The organism is Candidatus Dormiibacterota bacterium (assembly GCA_035544955.1).
GTDB lineage: Bacteria > Chloroflexota > Dormibacteria > CF-121 > CF-121 > CF-13.
Genome location: DASZZN010000012.1, coordinates 26,305 through 48,997 on the forward strand (window position 1 = coordinate 26,305; position 22,693 = coordinate 48,997).

20 protein-coding genes, 1 tRNA gene and 1 pseudogene are annotated in these 22,693 nt (G+C 66.1%); 13 read left to right on the plus strand and 9 right to left on the minus strand.

Features of this window, described 5'->3' with window-relative positions:
* Positions 1 to 17: 17 nt before the first annotated feature.
* Entirely contained in the window at positions 18 to 1,256 is a 1,239-nt protein-coding gene (locus tag VHK65_04150) for an RNA polymerase sigma factor (GenBank protein ID HVS05342.1), read from the minus strand.
* A 29-nt stretch (positions 1,257 to 1,285) separates the two neighbouring features.
* Positions 1,286 to 1,711: a YciI family protein gene (locus tag VHK65_04155; GenBank protein HVS05343.1), complete on the minus strand. Its 426-nt coding sequence runs from the start codon at positions 1,709 to 1,711 to the stop codon at positions 1,286 to 1,288.
* Between the two features lie 151 nt (positions 1,712 to 1,862).
* Between VHK65_04155 and VHK65_04160 the strand changes: the two genes are divergently transcribed.
* The 5 genes and pseudogenes from VHK65_04160 (at position 1,863) to VHK65_04180 (ending at position 8,345) form a co-directional block, all read left to right on the plus strand.
* Entirely contained in the window at positions 1,863 to 5,180 is a 3,318-nt protein-coding gene (locus VHK65_04160; protein ID HVS05344.1) for a glucodextranase DOMON-like domain-containing protein, read from the plus strand.
* 7 nt (positions 5,181 to 5,187) lie between these two features.
* Positions 5,188 to 5,580, plus strand: a pseudogene (locus tag VHK65_04165) (OsmC-related (seleno)protein).
* A gap of 109 nt (positions 5,581 to 5,689) precedes the next feature.
* Positions 5,690 to 6,259, plus strand: coding sequence for a winged helix-turn-helix domain-containing protein (locus VHK65_04170; protein HVS05345.1), 570 nt, complete (start codon positions 5,690 to 5,692; stop codon positions 6,257 to 6,259).
* Positions 6,256 to 6,645, plus strand: a complete 390-nt coding sequence (locus VHK65_04175; GenBank protein HVS05346.1) for a hypothetical protein — start codon at positions 6,256 to 6,258, stop codon at positions 6,643 to 6,645. The genes VHK65_04170 and VHK65_04175 overlap by 4 nt, the downstream gene beginning before the upstream one ends.
* An 11-nt stretch (positions 6,646 to 6,656) precedes the next feature.
* A complete protein-coding gene (locus tag VHK65_04180) occupies positions 6,657 to 8,345 on the plus strand; it encodes a Mur ligase family protein (GenBank protein ID HVS05347.1) in 1,689 nt (562 codons plus the stop codon).
* Here VHK65_04180 and cphA read toward each other — a convergent pair.
* Both cphA and VHK65_04190 read right to left on the minus strand, forming a co-directional pair.
* Positions 8,342 to 11,086: a cyanophycin synthetase gene (gene cphA, locus VHK65_04185; protein HVS05348.1), complete on the minus strand. Its 2,745-nt coding sequence runs from the start codon at positions 11,084 to 11,086 to the stop codon at positions 8,342 to 8,344. The genes VHK65_04180 and cphA overlap by 4 nt on opposite strands.
* Positions 11,087 to 11,097: 11 nt before the next feature.
* Positions 11,098 to 12,030 carry a cyanophycinase gene (locus VHK65_04190; GenBank protein HVS05349.1) on the minus strand — a complete coding sequence of 311 codons (933 nt, stop codon included), beginning with the start codon at positions 12,028 to 12,030 and terminating at the stop codon, positions 11,098 to 11,100.
* 162 nt (positions 12,031 to 12,192) lie between these two features.
* Between VHK65_04190 and VHK65_04195 the strand changes: the two genes are divergently transcribed.
* On the plus strand, positions 12,193 to 13,392 hold the full coding sequence (locus VHK65_04195) for a HAMP domain-containing sensor histidine kinase (GenBank protein HVS05350.1): 1,200 nt from the start codon (positions 12,193 to 12,195) through the stop codon (positions 13,390 to 13,392).
* 21 nt (positions 13,393 to 13,413) lie between these two features.
* Here the strand turns inward: VHK65_04195 and VHK65_04200 are convergent, their stop codons facing one another.
* A complete protein-coding gene (locus VHK65_04200) occupies positions 13,414 to 13,581 on the minus strand; it encodes a hypothetical protein (protein HVS05351.1) in 168 nt (55 codons plus the stop codon).
* On the minus strand, positions 13,578 to 13,841 hold the full coding sequence (locus VHK65_04205) for a hypothetical protein (protein ID HVS05352.1): 264 nt from the start codon (positions 13,839 to 13,841) through the stop codon (positions 13,578 to 13,580). Before VHK65_04205 ends, VHK65_04200 begins: the two co-directional genes overlap by 4 nt.
* 31 nt (positions 13,842 to 13,872) lie before the next feature.
* On the opposite strand from VHK65_04205, the gene VHK65_04210 reads away from it, so the two are divergent.
* Both VHK65_04210 and VHK65_04215 read left to right on the plus strand, forming a co-directional pair.
* Positions 13,873 to 13,961, plus strand: a tRNA-Ser gene (locus VHK65_04210).
* A gap of 73 nt (positions 13,962 to 14,034) precedes the next feature.
* Positions 14,035 to 14,448 carry a nuclear transport factor 2 family protein gene (locus VHK65_04215; GenBank protein HVS05353.1) on the plus strand — a complete coding sequence of 138 codons (414 nt, stop codon included), beginning with the start codon at positions 14,035 to 14,037 and terminating at the stop codon, positions 14,446 to 14,448.
* A 43-nt stretch (positions 14,449 to 14,491) separates the two neighbouring features.
* Here the strand turns inward: VHK65_04215 and VHK65_04220 are convergent, their stop codons facing one another.
* From VHK65_04220 to VHK65_04230, 3 genes are read right to left on the minus strand one after another with little or no spacing between them, the layout of a single operon-like run.
* The gene (locus tag VHK65_04220; GenBank protein HVS05354.1) at positions 14,492 to 15,232 is read right to left on the minus strand and encodes a DUF72 domain-containing protein; all 741 of its coding nucleotides are present in this window, start codon (positions 15,230 to 15,232) and stop codon (positions 14,492 to 14,494) included.
* A gap of 30 nt (positions 15,233 to 15,262) precedes the next feature.
* Positions 15,263 to 16,516: a DUF222 domain-containing protein gene (locus tag VHK65_04225; GenBank protein ID HVS05355.1), complete on the minus strand. Its 1,254-nt coding sequence runs from the start codon at positions 16,514 to 16,516 to the stop codon at positions 15,263 to 15,265.
* Positions 16,513 to 16,713 carry a hypothetical protein gene (locus tag VHK65_04230; protein HVS05356.1) on the minus strand — a complete coding sequence of 67 codons (201 nt, stop codon included), beginning with the start codon at positions 16,711 to 16,713 and terminating at the stop codon, positions 16,513 to 16,515. The genes VHK65_04225 and VHK65_04230 overlap by 4 nt, the downstream gene beginning before the upstream one ends.
* 75 nt (positions 16,714 to 16,788) lie before the next feature.
* On the opposite strand from VHK65_04230, the gene VHK65_04235 reads away from it, so the two are divergent.
* From VHK65_04235 to VHK65_04255, 5 genes are all read left to right on the plus strand, one after another.
* Positions 16,789 to 17,076: an Lrp/AsnC ligand binding domain-containing protein gene (locus tag VHK65_04235; protein HVS05357.1), complete on the plus strand. Its 288-nt coding sequence runs from the start codon at positions 16,789 to 16,791 to the stop codon at positions 17,074 to 17,076.
* A gap of 146 nt (positions 17,077 to 17,222) precedes the next feature.
* Positions 17,223 to 17,900, plus strand: a complete 678-nt coding sequence (locus VHK65_04240) for a hypothetical protein (protein HVS05358.1) — start codon at positions 17,223 to 17,225, stop codon at positions 17,898 to 17,900.
* A complete protein-coding gene (locus tag VHK65_04245) occupies positions 17,873 to 19,087 on the plus strand; it encodes a hypothetical protein (GenBank protein HVS05359.1) in 1,215 nt (404 codons plus the stop codon). Before VHK65_04240 ends, VHK65_04245 begins: the two co-directional genes overlap by 28 nt.
* Positions 19,084 to 19,338 (plus strand): hypothetical protein, encoded by a 255-nt coding sequence (locus tag VHK65_04250; protein ID HVS05360.1) that lies wholly within the window; start codon positions 19,084 to 19,086, stop codon positions 19,336 to 19,338. Before VHK65_04245 ends, VHK65_04250 begins: the two co-directional genes overlap by 4 nt.
* A complete protein-coding gene (locus VHK65_04255) occupies positions 19,331 to 22,474 on the plus strand; it encodes an error-prone DNA polymerase (GenBank protein ID HVS05361.1) in 3,144 nt (1,047 codons plus the stop codon). Before VHK65_04250 ends, VHK65_04255 begins: the two co-directional genes overlap by 8 nt.
* Positions 22,475 to 22,693 lie beyond the last annotated feature (219 nt).

Genomic DNA, 22,693 nt, shown 5'->3' on the forward strand with positions numbered 1-22,693 from the left:
CCGCAAGAGGAGCAAGCTCACCTGTTGCAGTGAGCTGCCCGCTCGAGCAGCAGTTCGCGCTGGCGAGCATTGAGAGTCAACGTCGCCGCGCGCTCGAACTCCACGCGGGCTTCATCGAAGCGGGCGAGCTTGGCGAGGAGGTCGCCGCGCACGCTCGGCAAATACTGATAGTTCGCCAGCGAGGGCTCGGCAGTGAGCGCATCCACGAGGTCGAGGCCCGCCGCCGGGCCGAATGCCATGCCGTGCGCGACCGCGCGATTCAACTCCATCACAGGCGATGGCGCGAGGTGGGCGAGGGCGTCGTAGAACGCCGCGATGCGCGCCCAGTCCGTTTCGGCCGCGGTGCGCGCTCGGGCGTGGCAGGCGGCGATCGCGGCCTGCAGCGCATAGGGACCGAGCCCATCACCGAGGTGCTCGGCACGCTCGAGGGCGGCGAGTCCACGCCGGATCAGGAGTTGATCCCAGCGCCCACGGTCCTGGTCCAGCAACAGGACCGCGTCTCCCGTCCGGCCCACTCTGGCTCGCATGCGCGAGGCCTGGATCTCCATCAGCGCGACGAGGCCGTGGACCTCCGGCTCCCTGGGAGTGAGCTCGGCGAGGATCCGGCCGAGACGGAGCGCGTCCTCGCAGAGGGCTGGTCGCAACCAGTCGTCACCCGCCGTCGCCGTGTAGCCCTCATTGAAGATCAGATAGATCACCTCGAGGACCGACGGCAACCTCGTCGCAAGCTCGGCTCCCTGGGGGACCTCAAAGCGGACGTGCGCCTCGTGAAGCGCCCGCTTGGCCCGGACGATCCGTTGGGCCACGGCCGGTTCGGAAACGAGGAACGCTCGCGCGATCTCTTCCGTTGTCAGGCCGCCGAGGAGGCGAAGGGTGAGAGCGACGCGCGCCTCCGGGGAGAGGACCGGATGACAGGCGGTGAAGATGAGACCAAGGAGGTCGTCGCCGACGTCCATGTCGATGACGGCCTCGAATTCGCGCTCGGATATCTCATGCTCGACGCCCAGCAACTCGTGTCCCATTTCCTCGTACTTCAGCTCGAGCCGTTTCCTTCGGCGAAGGAGGTCGATGGCGCGATGTTTCGCGGTGCCCATGAGCCAGGCGCCCGGTTTGTCGGGGATCCCCGACTCCGGCCATTGTTCGAGCGCCGCAACCAACGCGTCCTGCGCGAGCTCCTCCGCGAGGCCGACGTCGTGCACGATCCGCGCGAGGCCGGCAATCAGCCGGGCGGACTCGAGCCTCCAGACAGCGTCAATCGTGCGATCCGTATCGGTCGCCGTCGTCGCTACTGCCTGGCGGCCGCCTGCGAACGCAGGCGCTCCTCCCGCTGTCTGGCCTCTGGCGTCAAGTTGGCACCGAAGTCGTCGGCCTCGAAGACCTGGCGAATCTCGACCTCGCCCTCCACGCCGGTGGGATTGGGGATGCGCTTGACCCATTCGATCGCCTCGTCCATCGATTTCACCTGCCATAGCCAGAAGCCGGCGATCAACTCCTTTGTCTCGGCGAATGGCCCATCGATGACGGTCCGCTTCGCGCCGGCGAACTTGACGCGCGCGCCTTTCGAGCTCGGCTGGAGCCCCTCGCCGGCGAGCATCACGCCGGCTTTCACCAGCTCCTCGTTGAACTGGCCCATCTCGGTCAAAAGCTGCTCATCGGGAAGCACGCCCGCCTCCGACTCTGTGCTGGCTTTGATCAGGATCATGAATCGCATCGTTGTGTCCTCCTGTCTGGATTGTCTCTACCTGGACATCGAATAACGACCGGCCAAATCGACAAAGGCCGTGGATGATGCCCATTGATGCGGGTCGCCCCGCCTGCTAGTCTATGCGGGTTTCCGGCAGGCACCAGAGAGGGGAGAGGCCGTGATTCGACACCGCGTATCGCGACTTCGCAAGTTGAGTCTCACGGTCGGGCTGGCGGTGGCACTCCTACCGGCCGGGCTCCCGCCAATCAGCGGTTGGGCATCCCACGCGGCATCGGACGGGCCGGGAAATCTCTCGCACTTCGACCTGGCGAGGAAGGATTGCCTGGGCACCGCCCGGAACACCACGTCGAAGGTCTGGTTCACGGTCGCGAACGGTGTCCTGAGCGACGTCTATTTCCCGACCGCCGACAACACGAATGTCGAAACCCTCCAGCTCGTCGTGACGGACGGGCGCACCTTTACCGACCTGCAGACGCGCGACATGACCTACACGGTGAAGGCGCCGGATGCGCGGTCGCTCGAATGCCAGGTGACCAGCACGGCAAAGAGCGGACGCTACCGGATCACGACCGACTATCTCACGGATCCCGCGCGGAACACGCTGCTGATGCGCATCATGTTCGAGCCGCAGGAGCGCGACAACGCAAACTACCACGTCTATCTTCGCTACGACCCGAGCATCAACGGCAATGGCGGTGGCGGCTCGGGTAACGGCGGCGGTGACTCGGGCCTCATCGATACCTCGACCGGGCACGCAGTGCCGGTCGCCTTCGACACGAAGACCACGAGCCAGGCGGTGAACCGCACCTACGCGGTCCCGGTCTTCAGCGCGCTCGATGCCTCGCGTCCTTTCCGTCAGGTCAGCAGCGGCTTCGCTGGCGCCGCCAGCGACGGTCTCACCCAGCTTGATGCGTCTCGCGCGCTGACTTCCACCAACGACACCGCGAGCAACGGCAACCTCGTCCAGACTGCGCAGCTCGACTTCGCGGAGGAGGGCGACCTCACCGTGGCGCTCGGCTTCGGCACGACCCAGGCGCAGGCGGTCGCGGCCGCCGCGGGCTCGCTGCACGCCGAGTTCGAGGACGTGCGGGGCTCTTTCCGGGCGGGCTGGCACGCGTACGACGCCTCGCTCATCAAGCCGCCTGCCCACATGGCCGGCCTGACGAGAAGCCAGTGGCGCCAGCTCGTGAACGCGTACTACCTGAGCGCCAATGTCGTCAAGGCCAGCGAGGACAAGACCTTCCCCGGCGCGATCGTGGCCAGCCTGGCGTCCCCCTGGGGCCAGGCGATCTCGGCCGGCGATCCCAACAATCTCTACTTCGGCTCGTACCGCGAGGTCTTTGCGCGCGATCTCTACGAGGCCTGGACTGCGCTCATGGTGGATGGTGATGTGCAGACGGCACGCGCCGCAGCGCGGTTCCTCCTCGAGCGCCAGCAGCTCCCGGATGGGTCGATGCCGCGCAATAGCCTGCTCAACGGCAAGGTGGCGCCCGACTCCTTCAACACCCAGCTCGACGAAGTCAGCTACCCGATCGTCATGGCTTATCAGCTCGGCATGACCGACTCGGCCCTGTATCAGAACCACATCCGATCGGCGATCGATTTCTTGATCGCGCACGGCCCGTCCTTCGGTCCCGAGCGCTGGGAAGAGCAGGGCGGCTTCTCGCCCTCCACGATCGCGGCCGAAGTCGCCGGGCTCGTGGCGGGCGCGACGATTGCCGATGCCAATGGCGATATCGCAACGGCGAATGTGGCGCGCGCTGTCGCCGACGACTGGCAGCGAAGCCTGCCGGGCTGGGCCGTCACGACCAACGGGCCGCTTGCGAGCCATCCGTACTACATCCGTCTCTCCAAGACAGGCGATCCCAACGCGGCGATCTCGTACAACGTTGGCAATGGCGGCCCGACGTTGGACCAGCGCTCGATCATCGACCAGGGGTTCCTGGAGATGGTGCGCCTCGGCCTGACTCCGGCCTCCGATCCGACGATCGCCCAGTCGCTCCCGGTCGTCGATGCGACCATCAAGGCCAACACGTCCACCGGCGCCGGCTTCCATCGCTACAACGGGGATGGCTATGGCGATGGCGCCACCGATGGACACCCATGGGCACCGTCGGGCAAGGGCACCGGCCACCTGTGGCCCGCGCTCGCGGGTGAGCGGGGCGAGTACGAGCTCGCGACCGGCAATGCCGCCGCCGGGTGGCAGCGTCTGATCGCGATGCTGGGCGGCGCCTCCGGTCCGGGGTTGATCCCGGAGCAGGTCTGGGAGCTGCCCGACCTCGCCGCCTCACCGTTCGGGACGGATCCCACCGTCGCGTCGATCGGGTTCCGTAACGGCGGGCCGGCAGGGTCGGCATCGCCGCTGACCTGGTCGGACGCGCAGTTCGTTCGCCTCATGCGCGATCTGAGTGCCGGCAAGGTGCTCGAGCAGCCGGCCGCCGTGGCGAGCCGCTATGTCGCGCATCGGCAGGGCCAGACCAGCCTGACCGTCACCCAGCCGGCCGACAACAGCTCGGTCGCCGGGTCACCTGTCACGGTGGCCGGCACGTCGGTGCCGGGAAACACGATCTACGTCGCGGCGACGAACACCGATAACAACAGTCAGACCACGACGGCGACGACGGTGGTTCAGCCCGACGGCAGCTTTAGCCTGAACGTGCCGGTCAGCGGCGGAACGACCGTCTTCAACATCGTGGCGGTCAGCCCGTCGGGCGCGACCGCTCATGTCACCCGCAGCGTCGTCTTCGACTTCACGCCGGGAACGGTCCTCCTGGACGTCACTGACCCGACTGGCGACGACAACGGGCCCGGGAACTATGCGTATCCGACGGCCGGCGACTTCCATGCGGGCGCGTTCGACATCCAGGAGTTCCGCGTCATCGAAAGTCCGGACGGCGCGACCAGCACCTTCAAGTTGAAAGTGCGCGACCTATCCCCAACGTTTGGCAGTCCGCTCGGCGCGCAACTGGTCGACGTCTACGTGCACGACCCAACTGCCGCCGCAGCGAACACGTCGACGGCCGCGTCGTTTCCCCAGCGCAACTACGCCATCGCGGCCGCCGCAGCCTGGAGCCGCCTTGTCGAGGTGCAGGGCTTCGGCCAGCGCTACATCGATGCGCAGGGCACCACGAAGGGAACGGTGACCATCAGCGCCAATGCGATCTCGCGCTTCATCACCTTCAGCGTGCCGACCGCCAGCCTGGGCGGAGCGCCCGCGTCCGGCTGGGGATTCACGGTGGTCCTCACCGGCCAGGACGGCTTCAGCCCGGACCAGGCGCGCGGCTTCGCGCCGACGCCCCAGGCGTACCAGTTCGGCGTCTGCGCGACGGCGAGCGCCGACCCACACTGCACCTTCGATCCCAACAAGGTGCCGAAAGCGATGGACGTGCTCACGCCGGCGGGCGTGCTGCAGTCAAACGAGCTCGATTACACGCTGCACAATCCGGTGACGCTGCAGGACGTCATCATTCCGTAGTCTTGACATTACGCGCCTGCGGCGGGAAATGAGCGCCAAGACCCGGAGCAGCGGCGGACTACCACCCGGGCGTCGCGCGGATCCTCGACGATGTCCACCTGGAAGGACGGATGGGGAAATTCGTTGTCGAGTCAGACGAGCCGCTCGCGCGCGGCGGCACCGAGAAGGGCCCTTCGCCGCTGCAGTACGTGATGATGGGTACCGAGAAATACGATGTCGACGACGCCCCGCCTATTTCGAAGAGGTGACGATCGAGCTGTCCGTCGTCAGCAGCGCACCGATCGCCAGCGTTCGAAAACTGGTCACCCATGCGGAGCGCGCCTGCCACGCGGCGCAGTCCTTGGCCCATGCGGTTCCGGTGCGCCTGACCGCCACGCTGAACCAGGAACCGCTCGCCTAACGTCTGGGAAGAGCTACTCGACGGCCTCCATCAGCAAGATCACGCTGCGGGCCCATGCTACCCCGCTGCTCGTGTCGCGTATATAGGTGAGGAAGCGTAGTATCGGGCCATGGCCCGCGTCAGCATGCCCAGCCAGCGGATGACGGAGCTCTACCTGATCCAGGGCGAGGTGCCCGACACCAGAGACCTCGACGATGCACGCCAGTGGATCACGATCTACCGCGAGCTGGTCACCTTCGCCGACCGGACCTTGAACCGGCTGCGGCGAGAAGCGGGTGGCAACGGTCAGACCGACAGGTCATGGGCCAGCGACGCGGACGAGCGCGGGATGGAAGGGCACCTGCGGCGCTTGCAGTCGCGGCTCGATTTCTGGGAGCGGCGCTTGTGGGATCTGGCCGGCCTCGACCTCGACATTCGGCGGCGCGTGCTCACCTATGCGGGGCGGCGGCTTACGCTGACCCGTCGCGAGGCGCAATTGCTTTCCTTCCTGGCGCGGCGGCCCGGTCAGTTCTTCTCGGCGGCCCAACTGGTGAGCCTTGCCTGGGCGGCGCCCGCGCTTTCCGCCGAACAACTTCGCACCTACGTCGTGCGCCTGCGACGCCACCTGGCGACCACGGGGATCCCGGCCCGGCTGGTCAGCGAACCGCGCCGTGGCTACGGGATGGTATTCACCGCGTGAGCGCCTCGCTGCCACAACGTAACAAGGTCCTCCGACTTCGACCCCAGCGCCCGGCAGCCGACGAGCCGGCGTCCCAGGTGGCCATCACGGTCCGCTCCCACCTCTCACTCTTGCAGGGATATGCCGACATCATGGAGGGCCTGTCGCCCCAGCTGAAGAAAGAGATCCTCCAGGTGATGGCTGAAAAAATCCGGGAGCTCGGTTCAGCGCTGCAGCCATTCGTGGAGCAAACGCCAGCGGCACGACCGGCGATCGGCGACTACCGTCGCGTGCGGGAACGCACTCGCCACCTGATGACGGAGTATCGCCTCTTGCTGGAGCGCCTACACGAGCGCGTGTCGGAAGCGCATGAGCATGTCAACGGCGCCGGGGAAACACTCAGCTAACTGCTGAAGCCGTGACTGTCGTCGAGTTGCGGGTGCTCGACGGACCCAACCTCTACTTCACGCGGCCCGCGATCAAGCTTACGCTGGGCGTCGCCCCCTGGCTCGCCCTCCCGGACGGACGGGCCGAGCGGCTCACGAGGCAGGCCGGCTTCACGCCGGTCGCCACCGCGGGCGCGCCGAATAGCGATCAGCGACGCCGCTACGTCGCCCGCTTCGCGGTGCACGTCGCGCGTCTCCTGGCTGACGCCACCGCCACGCATCTCGCGATTCGGGGCCGGCCTGGTCCGGACGCCGAGCAGATCGTCGTCGCCTTTGTGTGGCGGCGGCAGCGAGCCGCGGAAGCGTTCGCGCGCGAGCTCGCCCCGCTGCTCGAGCTATGCCTGGACGGTCGACGATCGCTGGAGCGGGCTATCGCTGCGGCCGCCAATCGGCTCGAGAGGATGGAGCCCGGGCCGGCGCCGACTGTGCTGCGCCCCAGCATCCCGATCATCGCGGTGACGGGAACCAACGGCAAGACCACCACGGTGCGGTTGATTGCGCAGCTGGCGCGGGCGGCCGGGCACACGGTCGCCTACACGACGACCGACGGGGTCTATCGCGATGACGAGCTGGTGGAGGCAGGCGACTACTCCGGGTTCAGTGGGGCGGCCAAGGCGCTGGCGCAACCCGGTATCGACCTCGCGGTGCTGGAGACGGCGCGTGGCGGGATCCTGCTGCGGGGGATGGGCACCGACCACAACGACGTGGCGGTGGTGACCAACGTGACCGAGGACCACCTCGATCAATACGGGATCCGCACGCTCGACCAGCTGGCGGAAGTCAAGGCCAGTATCACCCGGATCACGAGGCCGCAGGGCTGGGACGTGCTCAACGCCGACGATCCGAGGGTGCTGGCGATGCGGCGCTTGGCGTCGGGCCAGCCCTGGCTCTTCTCGCTGGACGCGGACCACCCGGCGATCCGCACGACACTGGCCGAGGGTGGACGGGCGATCTCGGTTCTCGACGGCGCCCTGGTGGTCATGACATCTCGCCGGCATACCCATCGGCTGCTCCCGGTCGAGGATGTGCCGGTCACACTGGCCGGCATCTCCAGCCACAACCTCAGCAACGCGATGGCTGCGGCGGCCGCCGCGCTCGGTGCCGGGATCCCCGAGGGAGCCGTCGTCGAGGGGCTTCGCTCCTTCGTGCTGGACGCCGAGCGCAATCCGGGCCGAGCCAATATCTTCGAGGTGGATGGCCGCGTGGTCGTCGTCGATTACGCCCATAACGAAGATGGCATGCGCGGCTTGATCGAGATCGGCCAGGGGCTGCGAGCGCCGGCTGCCGGCATCTTTCTGGCGTTTGGCTCGGCCGGCGACCGGACCAACGCCATCCTCCACCGACTCGGATACACCGCGGCGCGTGGCCCCGACCGGGTCGCGATCGCCCAGCTTCATCGGTACCTGCGTGGCCGCGATCCGCAGGACCTGGTAAATCGGCTGCAGGCGGGACTTGCGGACGGCGGGAAGCCGGAGGCGCCCGTTTTTCCGAACGAGCTCGAGGCGCTCGAGTGGATGTTGGAGGCGTCGGCACCCAACGATGTGATTGCGATCACGGCGCTCGGGCAACGCCCCGAGATCTTCCAGGACCTGCGCGACCGGGGCGGGGCGCCGGTCGGGCCGCTCCGCATCCGGGAACTGGTGCGGCGAGCGCGGAGTTAGGTCCCGGGCGAGACGGGCAGCGCCCGGCGTGCCTCCAGGTTGCGCCAGGTGTCGGCGGGCTTGTCGACGCAGAGCAGGACGACATCGCCGGCAGTGGCGCGACTGAGGGCGGCGTCGATGGCCGGCCCTTCGTCGATGATGATCTCTGCGCTCTGCACGCGGCTCTCCGCGGCCGCTTTGATGCCCTCCATCACATGGCCGGCGATCTCGCCGCGCTTCCGGCCGCGCGGGTTCGCGTCTTCGCGCACGATCAGGATGTCGAAGACGCGCGCCGCCACCCGCCCGAGCTCGCGCATGTCCTCGTCCCGGCGATCACCCGGGGTTGCGATCACGGCGATGCGGCGACCCGGCTCGGGTCCATTGACGCCGGGCGCCGTCAGGCGCTCCACGAAGTCGCCGGCCAGCGCGAGGCCATGCGGGTTGTGGGCGTAGTCGACGATCACCTTCACACCGTGCAGCTCGAACATGTTGAGGCGTCCGGGCGCTTCGTGGAAGGACGGATGGAAGCTGCGCAGCCCCTGCCGGATGTCGTGAAGGTGGGCGCCGGCGGCGTGGGCCGCCGCCGCGGCGGCCAGCGCATTCTGGACGTTCGCCCGCGCCCGACCCTCGAAGGTGGCCGGGATCAGGTGGATCCAGGCGATCTGCGTTGTGCGCCGGCCCTCGCGCAGCACCATCATCTCGCCGCCGCCCGGCTGCCTCTCGATGACGAAGGCTTTGCGGCCGCGGCGCACCCAGCGACCCACCAGCTCGTTGTCGTCTTGCATCGAGAAGAGGATCACCGACCCGCTGCAGTGGGTCCGCATCTCGGCCACCAGCTCGTCATCGGCGTTGAGGACGGCGGTGCCGCCACGGGGGACGGCCTCGACGACCACGCGCTTGATCGCGGCCAGCTGCCGCAGGGAGTTGACCTCTTTCAGGCCGAGATGGTCGCCGGTGACATTGAGCACGACTCCGACATCGTTCGCGCTGTAGCCCAGGCCCTCCCGCAAGATCCCGCCGCGGGCGACCTCGAAGACCGCAAAGTCGACACGGGGATTCTGGAGCACCATGCGGGCGGAGCGCGGGCCGCTGGCGTCCGCCTGCTTGACGAGCCGGCCGTCGATATAGATGCCGTCGGTGGTCGTCATCCCGACCTTGTGGCCGAGGCCCCTGACGATGTGGGCGATCATGCGCGCGGTGGTGGTCTTCCCGTTCGATCCGGTGACGGCGACGATCGGGATGCGCGAGGGCGTTCCCTGCGGAAAGAGCAGATCGATGACGGCCTTCGCCACATACTGCGGCTCGCCCTCGGTGGGGTGGGTATGCATCCGAAAGCCCGGGGCGGCGTTCACCTCGACGATCGCTCCGCCGGTCTCCCGAACCGGCTGGGAGATGTCGGGCGTGAGGAAGTCGATGCCCGCCACGTCGAGACCAACCACGCGCGCCGCCTCTTCCGCGATCTCGACGTTGTCGTGGTCGGCCTCCATGGTGCGGTCGATCGAGATGCCTCCGGTCGACATGTTGGCGGTGTCCGCCAGCTTGACGACGGCGTCCTTGGGAGGAATCTCGTCTAGGCCGAATCCCTGCCGTTTGACCAGCTCGTCAGCGGCGTCATCGATCTTGATCCGGGTCAGCACCTTTTCGTGGCCGATGCCGCGCCTCGGATCGCGGTTCGTGATGTCGACCAGCTCGCGCACCGTGTGCTCGCCGTCGCCGATGACGTGCGCCGGGACCCGCTCCGCGACCGCGACCATGTGGCCGTCGATGACGAGCACGCGATAGTCGTTACCCTTGATGAAGCTCTCCACCACGACAACACCGCTGCGCGTCTGGCTGATGGCCCGCTCATAGCCGCGCCGGACGTCTTCCTCGGTGCGCACGTCGAGGCTGACGCCGCGCCCGTGGTTCCCGTCTAGCGGCTTCAACACAACCGGGTAGCCGATGCGGGCGGCGACCGCGGCGGCCTCGTCCGCCGATTGGACGGTATCGCCTCGCGGCACCGGCAGCCCGGCAGAAGCGAGCAAGGACGTGGTCAGCTTCTTGTCGCCCGCGATGTCCACGCCCAAGGCCGAGGTGCGGGAGGTCATGGTGGCGCGGATCCGCTGCTGGTACTTGCCCTGTCCGAGCTGGACAAAGGATTGCTCATTCAGCCGGATGTAGGGAATGTCCCGGCGGGCGGCTTCGTCGAGAATCGCCTGGGTCGAGGGGCCGAAGGCCGCTTTGTCGGCCAGCAGCACCAGGCTTTCCAACTCCGCGACGAAGTCGAAGGTGGGGTTGGCCTGCACCAGGTGATTGAGTAGACGGACGGCGAGCTTCCCGGCCGCCAGCCCGACCTGTTCCTCGTTGTAGCCGTAGACCACGTTGTAGTAGCCGGGCGTTCCGGCCCGCCGGGTCTTGCCTCGCGTCGTGGTCCCGCCGGTTTCGCGCTGGAGTTCGAGTGCGACGTGCTCGGCGACGTGGCCCATCCAGGTCCCGTCGCGCAGCCGCTCGATGAAGCCGCCCGGGCGATGGAGCGAGCAGCCATGATCCTGCAGACCCGGCAGCAGGTCGATCAGCGCATCGTTGAAGGCGGGAATCGTGTTGGAGGGCCAGTGCTCGAGCGAGCCGAGGTCGACCAGCAGGCGGATCGCCGGGTCGTACGACCAGAAGTTAGGGCCACGAAGGACCTGGCTTTCGAGGATCTTGAGGTCGGGCTTTAGCGGTGGTTTGTTCTCGACAGGCTCGTGCTTGGCGTCCTCGTCGCGCTCGACTCGCGTGTCCATGCGCGACTCGCTCACTCCGAGGCCTTTCGATCCTCGAGACGGCGCACCATCTTCCGAACGCGGCCCTGCGCCAGCTGGGCGAGGTGCTCGTTCTTGGCGACGACCAGGGGCAGGACGCGGCGCGCGCGCAGGTCGAATCGATAACCGGAGGGTAGGGAGTGGAGGCGCGCGTTCGATACCATCATCGGCTTGTGACCGGTCGTCTGGAAGGCGTCGGTGATCACATCGGTGCCGTCGACGATCGTCACCGAGCCGCGGCCGATCACTTCGAGCACGTCGTTCGCGTCGATGATGGCGGCGGTGTCCTCATCGAGGCCCAGCCCGATCAGCGAAGGCGACTGCGCGACCACGGCGAGCAGCCGGCCGAGCCGTGTGCGCTGCTCGAAATGCTGATCGACCACGACGTTGACGACCAGCCCCAGGCCGACCGAGACGTTCGCCATCCGGTATTTCGGGGTGGCGCCCGAGCTGCCGAAGGCCATCATGTGGGTCGCCACCGCGCTCGCGCCCGCGGATGTCCCGGCCACCACGACCCCACGGCCGTGGGCGTCGAGAATGGCGGCGCCGAGCTTGGTTCCGCCGATCACGGAGGAGAGTCGCAGCTGATTACCGCCGGTCATGAAAATACCGGTGACGGCCTTGAGCGCCTCGACCATCCGCGGATCGTTGGCCTCTTCGCGAGTTTCCGGACGGAGGCCCGTGACTTTGCCCACACCGACCCGGGCGAAGATCTGGCCATACAGTTCGGTCGCCGCGTCGCCGAGGGAGGAGGCGGTACTGATCACCGCGATGCGGGCATGATCGCCGCCGGCAAGCTGGACGAAGCGCGACAGGATGACCCGCTCACCCAGCTTGTCCTCGGCGCCGCCGATGACCATGACCGGCCCGACCGGGCCTCCGTCAGTGGTGGGAGCAAGCCGCTGCGGCGTCGAGGCGTCCGTCACTCACGACAGTGTACTGGCGGTCGAATTCCCGCGCTTCGGTATTCTTGCAGAATCTTATATGATTGATGTCACATCCTCCGACAGCCAGCAGTGGCGTCCGGCTTCCATAACCCCCGACCTTGATCGCGCACCTATATGAAAAGATTAGAATAGCGATATCAGGTGTTGAATACAACGATTCACCCAGACGCAGCTCCCGCGGAGCGCCCCATTCCCACCCGGGGAAAGGTACGCCCGGCGAACGGGTTGCTGCCCCGTGTGCTGGACGTGTTGCCGGTCGGGATAGCGCTGTTCGAGCTGGAGGCCGACGGGTTCAGGTTCCGTTACGGCAACCAGGTGTTCGCCCGGGTGCTGGGTCTCGACCAAATGCCGGATGAGGGGCAGCTGGTCGGTGAGGTTTTCAATCGGGCGGAGCATGACGCCGTCATCGAGCTCTTCAGGCTCGTGCGTGTCAGCCGCGAACCGCAGAGCTACTTCACCTCGGAGGGCGGGCAAGGCCCCAGCACCAGCCGGATCCTGAACATCGATGCCTATCCGCTGCTGAAGGTCGGTCGCGTGAGCCATGTCCTGGTCCTAGCCGCGCAGACGCAAGAAAAATTGGAGGCTCGACGCCGGCAAGAACTCGAAGCCAACCGGCTGCGTAAGAAGGCGGACCAGCTCGCCAGTTTGGAAAAGGCGAAGTCGGAATTCTTACGGCTGGCGTCACACGAGCTCCGCGGACCGGCGGCCACGCTGGGCGGTTACCTCTCGATGATCGAAGACGAATCGTTGGGGCCGGTCCCACAGCGGTTGCGTCCTGTATTGCCGATGCTGAAAGCGAAAGCCGCCCAGATCAACCTCCTCGCCAACGAGATGGTGGAGGCCGCGCGGCTCGAAGACGGACGGGTGCAGCTGAAGCGCAAGCGCGTCGATCTGAGCCAGATCGTCCGTCGAAGTGTTGTCACTGCGGAAACGACGGCCACGGCGCGGCATCGCGTCCGCTTTGACGACCGCGTCGGCGGTGAGCTATGGGTGCTCGGTGACGTTTTGCGGCTCGAGATCATCATCGCCAACCTGCTGGACAACGCCATCAAGTACTCGCCGAATGGAGGCGATGTCACGGCGAAACTGTCCACCTCCAGCGACGTCGCCATGCTGAGCGTCCGAGACCAGGGCATCGGGATCGCCGCTCAGGACATGGATCGGCTCTTCGTGCGCTTCAGCCGGCTGGCTCCCCTCAACGACGTGCCCGGCACCGGGCTGGGCCTGTACCTGGCGAGAGAGCTGGCCCGCCTGCACAAGGGTGAAATCGTGTGCGTGTCGAAACTCGGTGAGGGGAGCGAGTTCGTGCTGAGTCTCCCGGTTGAATCCGCCGGCAAGTAAGCGAGACCCGGCAGCGTTAGGTCAGCGCCAGAGCGATCGCCAGAGGCCGGCGCGGCCGAGCGCCCGGCCTACGATCTTGTTCTTTGCCCGTCGAGCGATCCGGTGCGGATTGCCCGATGCCAGCGTCGAGACGTCGTTCGCCAGCCGGGCCGCGGCGTACATCTGCGAGACGAGCCCGCGACGCCTCACTCGAAGACCTGGCCGATGAGGCTTTTCGCGTCTCGCGCCAGCTCGCCGCGCTCCGCCTCATAGGCTTCGATCAACTGGAGGAGCTGTTGCGCCTGGTCGGGCTCCCGCAGTCCGAGCACGAGGCCAACCGACAGCCAGTAGTCGGCCGTTTCGAGGAGATTGGCATGGATATCATCTGGCGTTTCGCCCAGCACCTCGCTCATCGAGCCGATCAGGGCGCGCCCGTAACAGGCCCATTGCTCATCGACGGAAGCTTTCATAGAAACAGGGTAAACTGGCTACCGCCTCCGCGGGGAGGTGGCAGAGTGGTCGAATGCGAGCGCCTGCTAAGCGCTTGAGCGGGTGTTTCCGCTCCCCGGGTTCGAATCCCGGCCTTCCCGTACTTCACGCCTTGTCCATCGGCGTAGGCTTTCGCGAGGGGAAATCCACCGATTTGCGGAGGAGGTAGCGACGATGGCCACATTGGCGGCGAACCTCGCAGACACGTCGATCGACGATTACGAGGCGATTGCGGGAGTCATCCAGCTGTACGTCGACGGCTCAGCCAAGGGCGATCGCTCCAAACTGGAACGAGCCTTCCACGCGGATGCCCGAATGTATGGCGCGCTGGCCGGCCACCGCTACGATGTTCCGATCGAGGAGCTCTTCAAGATGGCGGCCGAGGGACCAATGGACACGGACGGCCGTTACCGGGCGCGGATCACCTCAGTGGACCAGGTCGGCGATGTCGCGGTGGCGACGCTGTTAGAGGAAGGTTGCTGGGGAAGCGTTTCCTTTGTCGATTACTTTTCCCTGATCCGCCTCGACAGGTCATGGACGATTGTGAACAAGGTATTCACCCACACCGGAGGTACGCCGCCCTTCTAACCAGAAAAGGATCGGAACGCGACCGGTCCAGAGTTCGGCGTGGTCATCGCGTCTCACCAACTCTACCCGTGACGAGCGAGGTCAGCGTCTGCGCATCTTTGATCGCGTGGCCCTCCATGTCGTTGTTGAAATAGACAAACACATCGAGCCCTTGGCGCTTCCAGTCGCGGACGCGGTCGGCCCACGGCTCTAGCACGCTGCGGCCATAACCAAGGCCTCGAGGGGGGAGATGCATCCTTATATATGTGAAGTCGCTCGTGATCTCGAGCGACTTGGGCATCCTGGGGTGGTCTGGGATGCAGAGTGCGATCCGGTGGGCGCGTAGCAGGTCGAAGACCGCCGGCACGAGCCATGAGTCGTGGCGGAACTCGAGCGTGAAGCGCACGTCCTTGGGCAGCATGGCGACGAAGTGCTCCAGGCGCTCCAGGTCGAGATGGAAGTTTGCCTGGAGTTGGAAGAGGACGGACCCCAGCTTGTCACCAAGCCCGAGTGCCGCGTCGACGACCAGGTCGATCGACTTCTTTTCGACCGCGAGCCGCTTGATGTGGGTGACGTAGCGGCTGCCTTTGACCGCAAACAGGAAGCCTTGTGGCGCCTGCTCTCGCCAGGCCTCGAAGCGCTCCCGCGGGGGCTGCCGATAGAAGGAGTTGTTGAGCTCGACCGTGTTGAAGTGCTGCGCGTAGAACACGAAGTGCTCTCGCGCCGGCATCTTCTCTGGATAGAAGAGCTTCCGCCAGTGCGGATACGACCAGCCCGAACAGCCAATTCGGATTGCGCCTGCCATCGATGATCATTGTGCGAAGGGGCGTCGAGGTCAGGCGACGGGGACCGTATCGGGCGCGCGCGCCGAGTAGTAGTCGTAGACCGGTGGAATTGCCAGCAGTCGGTCGTCATCCGAGCGGGCCAGTTTCCATCCGCCTTCGTGCACCATCCAGTGATGGCGGTGGCACAGCAGGATCAAATTTGATAGGTCGGTGGCCCCGCCCTGAATCCAGTGGACCAGGTGGTGAGCGGCACTCCAGGAAGCCGTGCGTTCGCAGCCGGGCCACTGGCAGTGCTGGTTGCGGGCGTTCAGCGCGCGGCGGGTCGCGCCGGAGACCACGCGAGCCGCACGGCCGACGTCGACCACCACCGAGCCTGGACCAAACACCACACGCGCGATACTCGCGTCGCACGCCAGCCGCTGCACTGTCACTGATGAGACCGGCGTCGAGAACTCCAGGTCAGCTGCGGGGGATCCAGGCAATCCTTGCAGCGTTTCGAGGGTGGTCGTCACCTGGAGATGCGGGCGCTGGCTCGCGTGCTGCGGCACGAGCCCGGCATCGAGCGAGTGAAGCGATAGCTCGACGACCGCATCGCCCTGGCGTCGCTCGAGGCAGCGTTCGTCACCCTGGCCCATCGGTTGCGCCAGCGGCTCGAGAGCAGTGCGGAACGCAGCGCCGCCAACGGGGTCCAGCTGTCCGCTGATTTCGAGCGACCCGTCTTCCCACACGCTCAGCTTCAGGCGTCGCTCCTCGACAGCAACGCGATGATCCCGCTCTACGCTTTCCGGGTCCAGCGCATGGCGGAGGCGTTCGCAGTAATGCCAGAGCCGTCCGGCTGACGATTCCCGGGCGTGCTCGAGGACGTCATCCTCCTGGAAGACAGACTCAGGGGTGGTATTCGAAAGGGCGGTCGCCGTGCGGGCAATAACCGACAGGTGGGCGAAACCGATCTCACCATCGACCATGGCCTGCGCGCATTTCGCAATCCGGGGTAGCTGCTCGCCGACATTGATGCAGTCGTAGGCCGCGCCGCTCTTCATCTTGCAGTTATGCCGGATCCACTCGCCGGCGGTCGGCGCGTCGAGCCGGTCCGCTGTTTCCTCCTCACGAAACTCTGCCGACAGGCGTGCCGCTTCCTTCGAGAAGGTGAGATTGAGACGATCGCGCACGTAGCCGAGCCGCTTGAGCCTGCCGGAGATATCGCCCTGGGGCAGGCCGCAAACAATCAAGTCCAAGAACTCATCGACGTCGCGACGGAGCGGCACGTCAACCGAGTCGCGGCTCAGATTAGCGACGACGCTCATCGAGTCTTGCAAAAGAGCGGTGACGTCTTCCACATCCGAAGCTCCAGCTGGCGCCGCGCACGGCGGAGCCGGCTGACCCGGGCAGGCTCGTCGTCAATCCGCTGGTTGGTGCGACGGATGTGCTCGTCAAGGGCTACCGCCAAATCCTCGAGCCGATAGTTGGTCTTCGCCGACACTCCCCCTACCCCCATCTTCACGATGACATTATACGAACATATGTTCGTAGTGTCAAGAGTTTGAGACCTACCAAACGAGGTGAGAGAATCCCCTTCGTGGTCACCGCCGTCGTCCTCATCGAGGCGGAACGGTCTGCCATCGCGAAGCTCGGGCCCGCCCTCGCCGACGTGCCAGGCGTCGCCGAGGCCTACTCTGTCACTGGTGAATTCGACTTCGTGGTGATTGTTCGGGTCAAGAATCACGAGGAGATCGCCGACGTCGTGACCTCGCGGCTGTCGCAGGTGCCGGGGATCGTGAAGACCCATACGCACGTCGCCTTCAAGGTCTACTCGAAGCACGACCTCGAGGCGATGTTCAGCGTCGGACTGCAGGAAGCGCGCTAGCCGGACGCGGGTAGCGAAGTCGAACTATCTTGACGAGCGAACATTTGTTCGATAAGATCTAGCCAGCCTCAGCGTCTGGTCTTGCGTCCCCGGGGAGGCCTGATGTCACAGCGGTTCTCGCCATCTCTCCTTAGGGACGTGCTCAAATGCCAGATCGGCTGCAACAAGCCATTACGGTGCTCCAGACCCGTTTCGGGAGCGCCGCGCCGCGCCCGTCGGCACCTCCGTGTCCGGCACGATCCTCCGGGATCCCCGAGCTCGATGCGTTAACTGGGATCGGCGGGTGGCCGGTGGGCCGGCTGAGCTTGCTGGCGGGACCGAGGGGCTCGGGCAAACGAACGCTGGCGCAGCGCAGCATCGCCGCCGCCAGCCGGGAGGGACCGGTTGCCTACGTCGACATTCCAGGCCGTCTCGATCCAGAATTTCTGAGCCACTTCGATGCGCGGCTCGACCACCTGCTGGTGGTGCGACCGAAGTCCATCAAAGAAGCGATGGCCAGTGTGCGGGTGCTGGCGCGTGCCGGCGTCGACTTCATCGTCATCGATCTGCCGCGCACTCGATCCTCGGGGCTCGATGCCGAGCTGCCGCACTTGCTGCACCGCGCCGCTGAAGCCGAGTGCACGCTCTTGCTGATCCACGACGCTGACGCCGAGGACGCGATCCGCTATTACGCCAGCCTGATCCTGAGCTTCCAGCGCAGCGCCTGGGTCTTTCGCCGCGACGGCGATCTGGAAGGCTTGCAGGTCGATGCCGCCGTCATCAAGAACCGGCTGGCGCCACCGGGCCTCACGGCCCGATGGATCATTCCATACCCGATCCCATGATTTGCTGTGTTCGCACGCCCCACCCATCGCTGGTCGCCGCCTGGTTGACGGCGCCGGCGTTGCGCGGCCGTCCACTGATCCTCGGCGGGCTCGCGCACGAGCGCGCTTCGGTGACGACCGCATCGGCCGAAGCGCGGGCGCAGGGCGTGGTCGAGGGGATGAGTCTCAACCAGGCTCAACAGTTTGCGCCCGACGCTACCTTTCAACCGGTCGACAAGGAGGCCACAGCCAGGGTCCGCCAGTCCCTGCTCCTGACCCTGCACCACTTCACCCCCGACGTGGCTGCCGGCGAGGATCCTGGCTGTGCCTTCCTCCGTCTCGACCGCCTGGCCCTGCGCTGGCCCGACCGTTCAAAGTTGCTGGCCGCCATCAGCCGTGCCATCGACGCCGCGATCCGCGTCAAGCCGGCGATTGGTGTGGCGCCGTCGATGTTCGTCAGTGCGGTGGCGGCCGCTCATGCGACCGCTGCGGCCCCCGTGATTGTCGAGCAAGAGAACACGCGAGCCTTTCTCGCGCGCTACCCGATCGATGTCCTGCCGCTCGATGACGACCTGCGCGAATACCTCGAGCTCCTTGGGATCAAGACGATCGGTCGTCTGCAGGCGATCTCTCGCCCCGCGTTTCGCCGCCAGTTCGGCCAAAAAGCCCTCGTGGTCTATGACCTGGCCTTGGGCGATGACCGACGCCGATTGCGGCTATGGCGGCCGGCCGTCCGGATCGAGGAAAGCGAGCCACTCGAGCCGCCGGTCGACAACACCCAGGCGCTGCAATTCATCGCCCGCGCGCTGGCCGAGCGGGTGAGCGCCTCACTACTTTCGCAAGGACTCGGGACACGCGCGGTCCGCATCACCCTCAACCAGGAGTCGGCGCCGGCGCTGGTGATCGAGGCGCGCTTTGCCTACCCGATGACGACAGCAGGCGAGCTTTTCGACGGGATCCGTCCGCGCCTGCTGCGCGCATCGATCGTCGCGCCGTTGGACCGGATCACGCTGCGCGCGGGCCGGCTGGAAGCGGCCTATGTTCGCCAACCCGGGCTGCTGATTCGCAGCGACTCATTCAAGGAAGCGATCGCCGATGCGGTCGCGCGCCTGCAGGAGGAATACGGCCCGTCCCTGATCCAGCGTGCCCAGGTCCGCCGCGATGCGGCGCCGCTCCCGGACCACCGGATCCTGTGGAAACCCGCGTGACGGAACTGCTGGCGCCGGCACGGCCGGTCCGGGTGCTCATCGATGCCGATGGCGTGCCGACGCATCTCGAGTCGGCGGCCGGGTGGCAGCCAGTGACCCGCGTGCTCAACCGTTGGCGGATCGACTGCGACTGGTGGCGCAGCCCGGTCTCGCGCGAGTACTGGCGGCTGCTGATCGACGATGACCTCGCGCTGGAGTGCTATTGCAACCGGGCCAGTGCGGAATGGTTTGTCGAGCGCGTCTATGACTAGCGCCTACGCCGAGCTCCACTGCCACTCCAACTACTCCTTCCTCGAGGGCGCATCGCATCCGGACGAGTTGGTGGCGCGTGCCCGCGACCTGGAGATGCCGGCGCTCGCCATCACCGACCGCAACGGCTTCTACGGCGCGGTCAAGTTCTTCGGCGCGGCACAACGCGCGGGTATCCAGCCGATCGTCGGCAGCGAGCTGACGATCGACGACGGGACCACGCCGCCGAAAGACCGGGTGGATTACGACCGCTGGGGAGACAGGCTGCTGCTGCTCGTGGAAGACAAGCTCGGATACACGAGCCTTTGCCGCTTGATCAGCATGGCGCAGATGCCCAACGCGAAAGGCATGGCACGGTTGCCGGCGGACCAGCTGGCGCCCCTGAGCGGGCACTTGATCGCGCTGGTCGCCGATCCCAAAGGGCGGCTGCCCTTTTACCAGGAAATCTTCGGCCGCGATCGGGTCTTCATCGAGCTGCACGACCACCTGGCTCCGGACGATCGCTCGCGCAACCAGCGGCTGCTCGACCTGGCCGGGCAGTATGCGGCGCCGCTGGTCATCACCAACGAGGTCTTTTATGCGACGCCCGACCGGCACAAGCTCCACGACGTCCTCACCGCGATCCGTCATCGCACCACGCTCGACGAGGCGCAGCGTTACCTGCACCCCAATGCCGAGCACTACCTCAAATCGGGGGCCGAGCTTCGCCAGGTCTTCAGTCGGTACCCGCGGAAGGTTGTCGACGAAGGGATGATTACCGCCGCGGAGATTGCGGGGCGCTGCCGCTTCAGCTTCGACCTGGTGAGCGCACGCTTTCCCGGCTTTCCGGTCCCGGCGGGGGAGACGCCGTACTCCTTCCTGTACCGGCTCTGCCAGGATGCCGTCCGCGAGAAATATCGTCCGGTCACTTCCGAGGTCGCGGCCCGTCTGCAGAAAGAGCTCGACGTCATCAACAAGACCGGCTTCAGCGAGTTCTTCCTGATCAACTGGGACCTGATGCGGTTCGCGCAGGCGCGCGGCATCCCGGGCCAGGGGCGTGGCTCGGCGGCGGACAGTATCGTCGCCTACCTGCTCGGTATCACCCGGGTCGATCCGATCGAGCACAACCTGCTTTTCGAGCGCTTCCTGCACGAAGAGATGACGACGACGCCCGACATCGACATCGACTTCTCCACCGCGCACCGGGAGCAGGTGATCCAGTACGTCTATGAAAAGTACGGCCCGGAGCGCACCGGGATGGTCTGCAACGTCGTGACCTACCGTCAGCGGTCGGCGATCCGCGAGGTGGGCAAGGCGCTCGGCTTCAAGGAGGAGACGATCGACCACCTGGCGAAGTCGGCGTCCGCCTGGCACCCGGAAAGCCCAGAGACGATCGCGCAGGCGGCCGGCTATCCGACGGCAAACGCCGCGAAGCCCTGGCAGCAATTGTTCGACCTCGCTACCCAGATCCTCGATTTCCCGCGTCACCTCTCGATCCATGTCGGCGGGATGCTGGTCACCGGCGAGCCGCTGATCGACATCGTGCCGGTGGAGCGCGCGACCATGCCGGGCCGCATGGTGGTGCAGTTCAACAAGGACGACGTCGAGGAGCTGGGCTTGATCAAGATGGACATGCTCGGCCTGCGCATGCTCTCGGTGGTGGCCGAAGCCCTCGACCAGATCGAGGCGGATACCGGCGTGCGCCCCGACCTCGACGCGCTCGACTTGAAAGACCCGGCCGTCTACGACCTCTGTACGCAGGCCGACACGATCGGGGTCTTTCAGATCGAGAGCCGGGCGCAAATGCAAACGCTGCCGCGCTCGCGGCCGGAGACCTTCAACGATTTAGTCGTCGAGGTCGCGATCATCCGCCCTGGCCCGATCCAGGGTGATGCGGTGCATCCGTACCTCCGGCGCAAGCAGGGCAAGGAGCCGGTGATGTACATCCACCCGCGCCTGAAGCCGATCCTCGAGGAGACGCTCGGCGTGGTCCTCTACCAGGAGCAGATCTTGAAGATCTCGATGGACTGCGCCAGCTTCTCGAGCGCCGAAGCCGACCGCTTCCGGCGGGCGATGAGCAGCCACCGCTCCCACGACTTGATGGCGGCGATCCGCGAGCGTTTCCTTAGCGGCTGCGCCCAGAACGAGATCCCGCAACCGATCGCCGAGGAGATCTTCACCAAGCTGGCCGCGTTCGCCGAGTTCGGGTTCACGAAATCGCATGCCGCCGCCTTCGCCCGCACCTGCTACGAGACCGCCTGGCTCAAGCTGCATCACGCGCCCGCGCTCTACGCCGGGCTGCTCAACCACCAGCCGATGGGCTTCTATCACCCGCACGTGCTCGTCGAGGACGCCAAGCACCACGGCGTCAAGATCCTGCCGGTCGACATCAACAAGAGCTACGTGCGCTGCACCGTCGAAGGTGGCGCGCTGCGGCTCGGCTTCAACTACGTGCATGGCGTCGGCGACAAGGCGCTCGAGGTCCTCGAGGAGGCGCAGCTCAAAGGTCCGGTCGTTTCCCTCGAGGAGTTCTGCCGCCGCATCCGCCTGACGACACAATCCCGGAACGGCCTGACCCGGGCACAGGTGCAGAACCTGGTGCTGGCCGGCGCCTTCGACACGCTGGAACCGAACCGGCGAGAGGCGGTCTGGCGCTTCAACGAACATGCCGACGACTGGCAGCGCTCGCCGATGCTGGCCGAGCCGTCAGAGTCAGTGAGCCTGGCGCCCATGACCCACCGCGAGCGGGTCGCGACCGACTACCGGATGCTCTCGCTAACGACCACGGATCACCTGATTCATTTCTACCGGCCGCAGTTCGATGCCTTGCACGTGATCGACTCGAAGACGATCCGGTCGAGCGTTCGCGATGGGGCGAAGGTGCGCGTCGGCGGCCTGGTCATCACGCGGCAATCGCCATCGACGGGAAAAGAATTCAAGTTCTTCACGCTGGCTGATGAGTTCGGCCACGTCGACGTCATCCTGCGGCCGCCGATCTATCAGCGCTACCGGCAGGTGGCCAACCTGGAGCCGATCCTGATCATGGACGGGAGGCTGCAAAAGCAGGACGGGGTGCTCAGCGTGCTCGTCGATCACGTCGAGGCCGCGCCGTCCCTGCCCGACGAAGACGTCTTCCCTACCTCGCGCAACTATCGATAGTGATGGCCAGGCAATCGACGATGGCTGATGCCCTACTCGCTGTCCAACTCCAAGTAGTAGAAATATAGAAACCAGGTCAGGGGCAAGAGTAGGGGTAACTCACGCAAGGCTTTGCCCTTCTCGGAAACCCTTACGCTCGCTCGTCGCCAGCTTCCAAGTCCCCAGGTGGGCCGAATCCGGACGAGTTCCGTCTCGTCACCATCTCGCAAAAACCATTGC